This window comes from Neisseria dentiae (genome assembly GCF_024580525.1).
GTDB lineage: Bacteria > Pseudomonadota > Gammaproteobacteria > Burkholderiales > Neisseriaceae > Neisseria > Neisseria dentiae_A.
Window position 1 is genome coordinate 122212 of sequence record NZ_JANIKQ010000005.1, and the last position, 11625, is coordinate 133836.

Here is an 11625-nt window from a genome sequence, read left to right on the forward strand (position 1 = left end):
CTATACCTGCACGGCCGCGCGTTTTTTCGGTTATCATTCATGCTTTATCTACCTTTCTTGCGGCTTTGCGCCCAATATTGATTATGTCTGATATACAACACAACACGCAGGTAAAACGCCGTTTGAAAACGCGGCACTTATCCATGATTGCCATCGGCGGTTCCATCGGCACCGGCCTGTTTATGGCCAGCGGCACCGCCATCAGCGCGGCGGGGCCGGGCGGTGCGCTTTTGGCTTATGCCGCCATCGGCCTGATGGTGTATTTTTTAATGACTTCCCTGGGCGAAATGGCCACCTACCTGCCCACTTCCGGCTCGTTCAGCACCTATGCCTCGCGCTTCGTCGATCCGTCGCTGGGTTTCGCGCTGGGCTGGAACTATTGGTTCAACTGGGTGATTACGGTGGCTGCCGACGTGGTGATTGCCGCCGTGGTCATCACCTATTGGGAGCCGATGCGGTTTATGGCGCCGTGGGCGTGGAGCCTGCTGTTTTTCGCGATGATTTTCCTGCTCAACACCTTGTCGGTGCGCGCCTACGGCGAATCGGAATATTGGTTTGCGCTGATTAAAGTGATTACCGTGATTGTGTTTCTCGGCGTGGGCCTGCTCACCATTTTCGGCATACTCGGCGGCCAATATGTCGGCCTGAGCAATATGACGATGGGCGATGCGCCGTTTTTGGGCGACGGCATCGGCGGGCAGTTTCTCACCGTGTTGGGGGTGTTTCTAATTGCCGGTTTCTCGTTTCAGGGAACCGAGCTTATCGGCATCACCGCCGGCGAATCGGAAAACCCCGAAGAAAGCATTCCCAAAGCCGTGAAACAGGTTTTCTGGCGGATTCTGATTTTCTACATTCTCGCCATTCTGGTTATCGGCCTGCTGATTCCCTACACCAGCCCGCAGCTGTTGGGCGCCGATGTGAACGAAATCGCCAAGTCGCCGTTTACGCTGGTGTTCGAGCGCGCCGGTTTGGCTTTCGCCGCCGCCGTGATGAACGCCGTAATCCTCACCTCGATTCTGTCGGCGGGCAATTCGGGTATGTATGCCTCCACCCGTATGCTCTACGCCATGGGTAAAGACGGCCTTGCCTACAAAACCTTCGCCCGCACCAACGCCGCCGGCGTGCCGGTGGTTTCGCTGCTGGCCACCGCCGCCGTGGTGATGTTGGTGTTCACGCTGCAACTGGTGAGCGACAAAATGTATCAATACATTCTGGCCGCCTCGGGCTTAACCGGTTTTATCGCCTGGCTGGGCATCGCCGTGAGCCACTACCGCTTCCGCCGCGCCTATATCGCGCAGGGCAAAGATTTGAACGCCCTCGTTTACCGCGCCAAATGGTTCCCCTTCGGCTCGCTGCTGGCACTGGCCTTGTGCGTGCTGGTGATTATCGGCCAAGACACGGAGCTGGTGCTCAAAGGCAGCTTCGATTGGGACAGACTGGTGATTACCTATATGGGCCTGCCGGTGTTTTTGGGCTTTTATTTCTACCACAAGCTGCGTTACAAAACGCGCAAGGTTCCGCTGGAACAGGTGGATTTGAGCCAAGATGCGCATTAACGGCTGAGCAGTAAATCGATCAGGCCGAGACCTTTGCAAAAAAGCTGTTTTAATCCTGAATCTATAATATTTCGTCATACCCGGGCTTGACCCGGGTATCTCTTTTTCTTCTAAAACAAACAGATGCTCAGGTCAAGCCCGAGCATAACGCAAGTGTTTTAAGGTGCCTAAAAGAATTTTGCAAAGGTCTCAGGTGTAGGAAAAGGTCGGGGCGTTTACACAACAGGTTGGGAATGAAGCCTGTAAAACCTCAAAAGGGGTGTCGCCTTTCAGGCTCTTGTGGGGCTTGACGGTGTTATAAAAGTTAACAAAACGACATAACTCTTTTTGCCGGTGTGCCGAATCCTTAAACGGATGCTTGTCATGCCACATTTCCATTAAGGTACGGATAACCCGCTCGGCTTTACCATTGGTTTGCGGCCGGGCAACACGGGTGAATTTTTGGCTTATGTTGTTTTGCACACAGGCAATGCCAAACGGGTGCTCCGCATTGCCACGATATTCGACACCGTTGTCGGAATAGGCGCATTCGATGGTATAGGGGCAACAATCTGTCACATCGCGCAAAAGAAATTTGGCTGCGCCGGCTGCTGTACGGTCCGGCAATATTGCAGCATACAGCTCGCGGGAAAAATCATCAATGGCAACAAACAGATAATCCCGAGGGTCGGTTGCTTTTTGGTTTTGTAGCAAAGGCAGCCGTTTGGTATCGAAATGAACCATTTCGCCGGGATAGGATTTGTTGTAACGCTTTGCCTGTTTTTTGAGTTTCTCTTCGATTTCCCGCTCAACTTTAGCCGGGCGTTTCATGCCGTATTTGGCTTGTTTAAAGCGGTTGTTGGTGCTTTTTTGCGAGGTGAGTAGCCGCAACCGGGCTGCTTTGAGTATGCGGTAAATCGTTACTCTGCTGACACGGTATTGTTGTGCCAACGAGGTTACACTGATTTTGCCTTGTGTATAAGCGCGCCAAATGGCCTGGCGGTTATGCGGGGTTAGCCGGGTATTTTTATGGATGTTCATGCAGTATTGTCTTTCAAATACTGTAAACAACGCTAGCTTTTCCTACACATTAAGTTATGTGGGCAACAAGTGCTCATCCTTGTATATTCCCACTCTTGTGGATAACAACATATTATTCACATACCCAGTTGAGTAGGAAATTGCCCCCGAGTGCCAAGACACTATAGCGCAGATAAACCTAGCCAACTCACTATATACGCTTGCTGTAGCCGGAATATTGAGCTGCTGCTTGGCTGCTGCGATCTTGAGGCCTTGGATATTATGCTTTCTCATAAATATCAATATTTGGCAAATCGACCAAATCTATCGTGCATGTAATATCCCACCAAAGCCATTCCAAGTAATACCAAGGGTCTTCTGGCCATATTGCTTGAGCATCTTCTAAAGTCGGCCATATGTCTTTTAGTTTCTGAACCTGTTCTTTGGAAGTTCCATTTAGCGGTATGCCCATACCGTCGGTATAACTACTTAAACGAATTGAACCATCCTCAAGAAGTTCCTCTAAAAAAGAACAGAAGTTGTTTTTCAAATTTGTATCTTTGATATCATACGACATTTTATCTTTATATGTTGCAAATAGATCTTTAATATCTGTAGCAAAATATAAAATTTCTATTTTTAATTTTTTATTCATCTATCAAATCCTTATTGAAATTTTAATTCAATTCTTTTTGAAGAAACCGTATTAGGGGTATGTTGAATTTCCAATGTCCATTTAGATCCTGTTTGATTTACACTTTTTGAAAATCCTCTTAAAACCACTTGTGCTCCAGCCCATTCACCAGTTGTAATATAACCATTAGCTAACGAGCCTTTCGGTAGTTTTCTAAAATCAGGATTTTGCCCCGTCATCTGCCGATACAGCGCAAATATCTCCTGTTCACTAACACCATTGTAAACAGGCGTGCCTCTCAAACTCATTGCCCCAATAGGTTTAATGGTTCGTCCGTTAATTATCAAAAGAATATTGCCGGCATCAAGTACCCCTGCTCCTTTTCTAACCCTTCCGTTAAAACCCGTTTTCCATGCGGCAAGTTGTAAATCGCGTTGGGTAATTCTGGCTAAAGTTTGCTGCTCGGCTTTGACCAGATTAGCCAATTGGTTGGCAGTTTGAGCTGATACTGCCTGCTTAGCCGCCTTCGCCTTGGCAAGCGAACCTACTGTATTCAGCAATTATGTTGATAACGTCTGAAACTTCACCTTGTTAAGTTTCAGGCGACATGATTTTTTAATAAAAACAGAAAATTATCAAAATACGTAGATAATGAGTTACCTACAACTAACTAGCTGGGTTTAATAGGAATAACCAACGATGAATTCGATATAATTTGTGAATTATCAGCATAAAAAGCATTCCCGCATTGAGTGCAAAGATATACATCTTTATGTGTACCTTTTTCTTCTAATTTTTGCATTTCACCCCATTCGCAATTTGGACAAGCTCTTTCAATATGTTCAATAAATAAATGCTCCAAAGTATCTCTAATATACTGTGCAAAATATTGAAACTTAAATTTTTTGTTTAACTTTTTTCGACGAATATTGTTTTTAAAATAAACAATTTCCTCTTTACTCAAGATAGATTTTTCAATAGGATATTTTTCAGGTTCCATATGTACGTATTTGCTGAAGTCATAGCCTAGTTTCTTAAATTCATTAATAACAAAATCATTTGATAACCATGAAATAATAATTTCTAACAACTCAAATGATGTAGAGCTATCATCTAAATCACTTAAAGCAGAATCCAATTCTAAAATATATTTTTTTTCCAAATGGCTCATATTAGTTTCCTTTCACTGGATATGCAGTAATTAAATTTCCTGCTTTATCAGTAAATACTTTAATCACACTTGTAGGTTTTCCACCTTCTTTAATAGAAGTGGTACCAATAATCCTCCTTACATCAACAGTTCTCATATATAAACCATCAGCAGTCATATGTACAGAAGAAGAAACTACCTTATTGCTTTGAAGTATATCCTTCAATTCGTTTGGAGAAATAGTAAAAATTGAACGATTATTGGCAATCGGTCTATAGAAATGACCTTCAAGCACATGTTCAAAGCCAGCAGATACAGGTTGACCTGTCTGTCTCATCGGGGTGTATCGAGTGATATTATTCGCTATATTGATACGCGTATTCACAGCTCCTATATGTTGCGATTCATACATTAAATCATCTAATTTTTTAACTGTCTGAGCTGATACTGCCTGCTTAGCCGCCTTCGCCTTGGCAAGCGAACCTACTGCACCTTCCCAACTGTTTGAAACCGTTACCGCACCCGTCGCCAATCCGGCTCCCGCTTCGGCTGCCTGAGTAACCATTACCGTACAGCCTGAAGGGTTTCCCATACAGGCAGTAACGGCCAGCTTGCCCGCACTGCCTATCAGCGGAGTCCCCCAGCCTGCTGCATATACACCGTAGCTGGTAATCACTATCGGCCCTGTAATACCGTTACGGATTTTGCTTATCCAAAGAGCCGCTTCCTTATCTTGGGGATTAGCTATTGCTCCGGCCGTATGTGCGGGCGCAATAGCTTGGATCAGCTTTTCCAATGCGCTTTTGTCGGGCTGTTTCGGCTGATGCTTTTTGGCATTGGTAGACGTGCTTGCAAAATTCAGCACATTTTTTTCCACCGCTACGGCTGCCGCATTCGCAGCCGTATTCACATCGCCGCCCGCCACACCGCTTACCGTGCCGGCAACCAGTTTGCTGTATGCCAGGATTTGTTCGCGCTCTTTGGCCGTCAGGGCGGCAGGGCTTTTGCCGTTTGTCAGAGCCTCCCCTACAATCTCCCCCACGGCCGCGCCGATTGCGCCGTCTTGGCATTTGCCCTTATTCGCCGCCGCTGCCGCACAGCCCGCTACGGCATGGGCTATCTTGTGGGCAAGATAGTGCTGATCCAGCCCTTTGATTTTGCTCGCCGCTTCTCCGTGCGCGCTTTTCACCAAAGCCGCAAGGATATTCGCTTCCAAATTGTCTTTCAGGCTGCCGCCGTTTACCGCGGTATGAATCAGCGCGGCGCTGCCGGCATCAGCCAGGTTCACGGTCATGCTGTTGACCCATCGGGTATCGCTAGCATTGGCCAATGCGGAAGCACCGATTTTGTTGGATACGCCTGCGGTGGCGGCGGCAACCACTATGTTTTTCACCGTGCGGCTTCTGCCCAATTCTTTCAGGGTTTTGCCGATATCGCCTTTGTTGTTGATCAGCGAAATGGAAGCCTGACTGATCAAAGCTGTAAAGGCGGCATCGGCCATAGCTGCCGATGCGGTGCCCTGTGCCGCTCCGATAAGGCCTGCTCCTGCGCCTCCGGTTACCGCCGCTACCGCCAGGGCGATAATCGCGGCTCCTGCTCCGGTTAAGCCTTCCTGTTTATAACCCCATTTGTCGTAGGCGAGCTGCACCTGTTTCCAATCGACGTTCTTGGCCGTCTGAAGCTGTTTCAGGTAGGCGTATTCGGGCTGTTTGGCCAGCTTTTCGATTTCGGCTTTGAGATTGCCTTTGGGGATGTCGGCGATGTAGCCGCCGGGGGCGGTCAGCTTGGGCAGCGCCGGCCCTTCAAAACTCGGCAGCTTCAGCGTCTCCACCGTGCTGCCTTGGCCGGCCTGCTTTTGCCAAACGGTTGAATTGGATTCCAACTTTTCTTCGGTTTGGATACGGTTAACGATGCCTTTGAGGATAATTTTCGCATCGGCACGGGCTTTTTCGCCCACCCCTGCCTGTATGTCGGCTCCGGAAAGGGTTGTTTTGAATTCGGTGCCTTCGAGTACGGTATCCCAGCCGGAACGGGTTTTGGCTGTTTGGGCGATCACGCGTACGGGCAGTTTGGTTTCGTTCAACTCGTTTTTGCTGTAATTGCTTTTCCCCACTTTGATACCGATGAAACGGGTGCTTTTCTGAACATTCAATTGGTGTTGGTGAATGCCTTCGGCTGCCAGCAGTTGCATTGAGGCCGTCTGAAAAATGGATATTCAGACGGCCTATTGCTGCTTTAAATAATATTTGGGTTTAAAATATCATGATATTTCCCAAATTCGGGGAACAGAAAATCAATTATTTAAACTTTTCATCCTCATAATACGGGTGATCAAATAACTCACCCTCCCAAATATCTTCCCCCTTTATACCGTGCGCCTCCATAAAAGGAACATAAGAGAAGAAATCTTTGTCGTACTCGCCGTAATATATTTCCATATCTTTAAGCCATACGGCATCACATTCATCGCAAAGTATAATTTCTTCAGAGAAATATTTAGGCTTTGCATGATAAAGGTAGCCTTGTTCACAAGCAGGGCATATTTTGATTTTTCTATCCATAGAATACTCCACTTTTATTTTTGAGGATATGCGGTAGTAATTTTATTACTGCCTTTCGTTTCTACAACAATGCGTAATTTTGTTTCGCCATTTGTTCCAATGACCTTTTTCATATCAACTAAGTAGCTACGGGGATCGTTTGGCAAAGGAGTCCCTTTTCTCTTCCACGCCTCATCAATCAAAGGTAGCACCTCTTTTCTTGATACTGTGAACACAGTATGTATAGGTTTATTTGGATTTGGAACGGTATGCTTTAAAACATGTTTGATCCTATTTCCATCCTTTCGATGTAACCCATAATCCAACCCCGCAGGTGTCGTCCAAACCTTATTAACCTTATCATAAGTAAGCCTGATTCCGGTCTGCTTGTGGATTTCCTGTATGGCCTTAGCCGTATCAACTGCTTCGTCTCCCGCCTTCAGAATATAAGCCCCGCCCCGGCTGATTTTAGTCGCACCTGCCGGAACAAAGGGAGTAGCAGTTGCGACTGCATCCACACCAAAATCAATTGCCGCTTCCCGCGCCATCTGCTTATCGCCAATAGATTTGGCGTAAATCCATTTACCGCCGTCCCATACGAGGTTGCCGATATCCCAAATAATATCTAACGCATTATTTTTAACAGCTGTTTCGGAAGCATTTGCCGCCACATCAACATTGCCTCCGGTAACACCTACAGTCGCTCCGGCTGCCAATTTTGCATACGCAGTAATATTTGCTTTAACTTTTTCAATTTCAGAAGCAGTCATACCGCTGAAATCGGTATTCTTAACCAAAGCCTCCCCGACAATCTCCCCCACGGCCGCACCAATCGCGCCGTCCTGACACTTGCCCTTATTCGCAGCCGCTGCCGCACAGCCCGCTACGGCATGGGCTATCTTATGGGCAATGTAGTGCTGATCCAGCCCTTTGATCTTACTGGCCGCCTCTCCGTGTGCGGTATTCACCAAAGCCGCAAGGATATTCGCTTCCAGATTGTCTTTCAGGCTGCCGCCGTTTACCGCCGTAGTAATCAACGCGGCGCTGCCGGCATCGGCCAGGTTCACGGTCATGTTGTTGACCCATTGGGTATCGCTGACATTGGCCAGTGCGGAAGCACCGATTTTGTTGGATACGCCTGCGGTGGCGGCGGCAACTACTATGTTTTTCACCGTGCGGCTTCTGCCCAGCTCTTTCAGGGTTTTACCGATATTGCCTTTGTTGTTGATCAGGGAAATGGACGCTTGGGTGGCCAGCGAAGTGAATGCCGCGTTGGCTAGAGCGGCAGATGCGGTTCCCTGTGCTGCGCCAATCAAACCGGCACCGACTCCCCCGGTTACCGCCGCTACCGCCAGGGCGATAATCGCTGCTCCGGCTCCGGTTAAGCCTTCCTGTTTATAGTCCCATTTGTCGTAGGCGAGCTGCACCTGTTGCCAATCGACATTTTTGGCCGTCTGAAGCTGTTTCAGATAGGCATACTCGGGCTGTTTGGCCAGCTTTTCGATTTCGGCTTTGAGGTTGCCTTTGGGAATGTCGGCGATATAGCCGCCGGGAGCAGTCAGCTTAACTCGGCAGCTTCAGCGTTTCGATAGTACTACCGCGTCCTGCCTGTTTTTACCATACGGTCAAAAGCGTGGTTTTGAATAAGAAAAGACCGTCTGAAAGTTTTAAATTTTTTCAGGCGGCCTCAAATTGTAATCTATAAAACAGTTTCTGTTCAGGGAGTTTATGGTTTACTCCCGCGCTGCATTACCAAATACCAATTGGTCGGTTTTGAACGTATAGTAATCCACCCAATCTTGGAGATATTCATACGGGTACGACAAGTCATATTGCTTCATAAAATCGAAGATGTCTTGATATTCATCCGCCGGTAGTGGGTCGTAAACAATCAGATCCCTAGGCGCGATTTCGTGGTCTATACCCAAATCGAAACCGTGCATGGAGGCGATTTTGGCATAGGTAACGATTTGCGGCTGGAGATAGAAATCGAAATAGCTCAATGTTTCTTTGGCAGCCATACGTGCCGTTTTTTTATCGAAAAGCGGCATTAAGGCGGATTTCATCGCCTCCGCATCCTGCTCGGCGAAAGCTAGAAAGAAGCGGTAGTCGTACAGCCGCTTTTGCAGCCATTTGTTGGGAGTGGGACATTCCAATACGTTCAAACTGCGCTGTTTTAGTCTTTCAAGCTGTTTACCCTCCACCATCAACAGCGTGTTGTAGATCATATGGCGGTTGAGGTCGTAGCGGTCTGCGAAAGCCTCGGTGTCGTTGGCAATGTTGTCAATATTGCGAACCAGAAATTCGCGCAACTGAGGGCTGTCGCTCATCAGCATCAGAAACATCGGATTCTGTATATTGAGCATGTCGCAAGGGAAGAAGAAAGGTGCGGGGTCAGCCCAGCCCATACTTGCCAGTATTTCAAGTTTGCTGTGAACATAAGCATACTGCTTGAATTTTTTAAGGTTGTGCTCAAACAGATAGGCATGTGAGCATGCAGCATAAACATCTATAGAAATGACACACATCGCTCCAATCGGAGATCCCTTTCTTTTATCAATATACTCTATGCTATCAGCACTTTTCTCTCTATTAAATCTTTGAGTGGTACCTATAATTACATCTACAATATGCTCATACCATTTTGGCGTAGTCATTATATTGGCTGCCATTATTTTCTCCTTATGGTTGCTTTAGAAGGCACTTCAACCGGCAAAATAACTGCTTTTCCTGTTTGACGGTCTACGCCAGCAACGGCAGTTTTGATTTTACCTGAGCGTACTGCTTCTCGAAGGATATTTTTGATGGGATCATTATCTGGTAAATTAGTAATAACTTGTCTAATCCATGCCTCACTCATCTGCGTATACCCGCCCGCCCCATTCGGATTCAACTGCACCGTACCGTTCCTAATCTGCTTGCTATCAACCACAATCACCACGCTGTCGTCGGCCGCCTGCCATACGTGGTCGAAACCGTTATTGCTGCCGTATTTCCCGCCCGAAAGCACTTTGAAGCCGTTTTGTTTGGCTAAAGAGTCAAATAGCTGCTCGGTTGCTTTACCTGTTGCGTCTTTCCCTGCGCTGATGGTTTTCAGCAGTTGTTGGTCGGTTGCTGAAGTAACTCGTAATTCAGTTTGACCGACTTTGATTTTGGTTTTGTTCACGTAACCGCGTTCCGTCGCGATAGTTGCGGCATTGTCTAAGGCTTTTTTCATGCCTTGCAAATCTTTGGCGGTTTCCGCCGTCTTATAAGCTTGACGTGCTTCTCCCACTCCCGGCACCACACCCAACAAGGCAAACAGGTAATCGGCCACAGTTTGTGCTTCTACAAAGCTCTGTATATCCCCGATTACCGGAATAAAGCCTGTCTGAAACAACAAAACTTCCCGATATTCTTCAGGATTCTTGCGTATCCATTCTTGCTGTTCTTTTTGCAATTTATCGCAACTTGCACCAACGCATCTGGGGTAATACATATTTTTTTCTATTGCCACCTCCGCCGCATTCGCAGCCGTATTCACATCGCCGCCCGCCACACCACTTACCGTGCCGGCAACCAGTTTGCTGTATGCCAAGATTTGCTCGCGCTCTTTGGCCGTCAGGGCGGCAGGGGTTTTACCGTTGGTCAACGCCTCCCCTGCAATCTCCCCCCACGGCCTTACCTGTTACAGGTTACACTTTGGGAACAATTAACCGCACCTACACAGGCTAAATTATCATAGCTCATCTTCCCAATAAGGAAGATATGAACGGCATAGAAAAAAGATAAAAACACTTAATCCAAGCATATACAGTAATCCTTCATAGCTAATTATTACCGACCATTGAAAAATAAATAATACACATATCATTTCCACATAAAATATTAAAAATGATAAAAATATAACAATATTTAATTTATTTCTACTATCAATGTTAAATATTTTCAACAAAATATCAATGTTTATTTCTATCACAACGCTAGCAATCATACTAAAGTTATAAAGATTTGATTTTTTTTCATGGTATTTAATCATTTTGATTTCCTCCACTCAGGAACTTCAACCAATACCGTATTTTTATCTTTCAATATGTGATTGATTGTTTCAGACGCTCCTTTTCCAAGAACATAATTAGTAGTCTCCCCTTTTATTTTTAAATATCGTTGTATAGTTTTATTATCTGTATTTGCCCATGTAACCATTTTACCTGTAGTTCTGTTGATTAATACTCCCAATGTAGCATCGTAAGCTAAGTCCGATACCCTATAAGGTTGGCCTTCTACAAAAGTTGAAATAACAGCACCTTGTACAACAGAAGCACTAGAAGCAACGAAATACGTCTTCCCTCCAACAAGAACTACAGGGCTATAACCCGACACAACCGCTCCTGACAACGATATATTCCTTAAACCTCCTCTGAAATTACTCAGATCTGCCGCCTCTCCCTCTTTGGATAAAACCGCAGCATGAGCAGGCAATAGAATTGAAACCCAGTCATCTTGTTTTTTCCGCTGTTCTGCTTCTTTTTTGATTTCGGCAGCAGTTGTACTTGTCCATTTTAGAGCATTACTCTCCACCGCCACCTGCGCCGCATTCGCAGCCGCATTCACATCGCCATTATTCAGCGCAACCATGCTGCCGGCAACCAGTTTGCTGTATGCCAAGATTTGTTCGCGCTCTTTGGCCGTCAGGGCGGCAGGGGTTTTGCCGTTTGTCAGAGCCTCCCCTACAATCTCCCCCACGGCCGCGCCGATTGCGCCGTC

General features: G+C 46.6%; 9 protein-coding genes and 4 pseudogenes. 1 reads left to right on the top strand and 12 read right to left on the bottom strand.

The annotated features are described in order from the left end of the window. The first annotated feature begins 143 nt into the window (after positions 1-143). On the top strand, positions 144-1556 hold the full coding sequence (locus NQ012_RS04945; protein WP_373566634.1) for an amino acid permease: 1413 nt from the start codon (positions 144-146) through the stop codon (positions 1554-1556). Positions 1557-1745: 189 nt separating this feature from the next. Here the strand turns inward: NQ012_RS04945 and NQ012_RS04950 are convergent, their stop codons facing one another. From NQ012_RS04950 to NQ012_RS05000, 12 genes and pseudogenes are all read right to left on the bottom strand, one after another. Beyond that, positions 1746-2576, bottom strand: a complete 831-nt coding sequence (locus NQ012_RS04950; protein WP_257066506.1) for an integrase core domain-containing protein — start codon at positions 2574-2576, stop codon at positions 1746-1748. Between the two features lie 259 nt (positions 2577-2835). Continuing rightward, positions 2836-3210 (bottom strand): DUF596 domain-containing protein, encoded by a 375-nt coding sequence (locus tag NQ012_RS04955; RefSeq protein ID WP_257066507.1) that lies wholly within the window; start codon positions 3208-3210, stop codon positions 2836-2838. 11 nt (positions 3211-3221) lie between these two features. Continuing rightward, positions 3222-3737 (bottom strand): annotated as a pseudogene (locus NQ012_RS04960) (DUF637 domain-containing protein); the annotation flags it as partial. Positions 3738-3859: 122 nt separating this feature from the next. Then, positions 3860-4360 carry a hypothetical protein gene (locus tag NQ012_RS04965; RefSeq protein ID WP_257066508.1) on the bottom strand — a complete coding sequence of 167 codons (501 nt, stop codon included), beginning with the start codon at positions 4358-4360 and terminating at the stop codon, positions 3860-3862. A gap of 1 nt (position 4361) precedes the next feature. Further along, positions 4362-6554, bottom strand: a pseudogene (locus tag NQ012_RS04970) (DUF637 domain-containing protein); the annotation flags it as partial. Between the two features lie 82 nt (positions 6555-6636). Then, positions 6637-6900: a hypothetical protein gene (locus NQ012_RS04975; RefSeq protein ID WP_257066511.1), complete on the bottom strand. Its 264-nt coding sequence runs from the start codon at positions 6898-6900 to the stop codon at positions 6637-6639. Positions 6901-6914: 14 nt separating this feature from the next. Then, positions 6915-8493 (bottom strand): annotated as a pseudogene (locus NQ012_RS04980) (DUF637 domain-containing protein); the annotation flags it as partial. Between the two features lie 119 nt (positions 8494-8612). Beyond that, the gene (locus NQ012_RS04985; protein WP_257066512.1) at positions 8613-9551 is read right to left on the bottom strand and encodes an immunity 49 family protein; all 939 of its coding nucleotides are present in this window, start codon (positions 9549-9551) and stop codon (positions 8613-8615) included. Beyond that, the gene (locus tag NQ012_RS04990) at positions 9551-10174 is read right to left on the bottom strand and encodes a hypothetical protein (RefSeq protein WP_306440818.1); all 624 of its coding nucleotides are present in this window, start codon (positions 10172-10174) and stop codon (positions 9551-9553) included. Before NQ012_RS04990 ends, NQ012_RS04985 begins: the two co-directional genes overlap by 1 nt. Before the next feature lie 180 nt (positions 10175-10354). Continuing rightward, positions 10355-10531: pseudogene (locus NQ012_RS13055) on the bottom strand (VENN motif pre-toxin domain-containing protein); the annotation flags it as partial. A gap of 66 nt (positions 10532-10597) precedes the next feature. Beyond that, positions 10598-10897 (bottom strand): hypothetical protein, encoded by a 300-nt coding sequence (locus NQ012_RS04995; RefSeq protein WP_257066514.1) that lies wholly within the window; start codon positions 10895-10897, stop codon positions 10598-10600. After that, positions 10894-11625, bottom strand: a 732-nt coding sequence (locus NQ012_RS05000; RefSeq protein ID WP_257066515.1) for a VENN motif pre-toxin domain-containing protein, incomplete at its 5' end; no start/stop codon positions are given. The genes NQ012_RS05000 and NQ012_RS04995, both read right to left, overlap by 4 nt.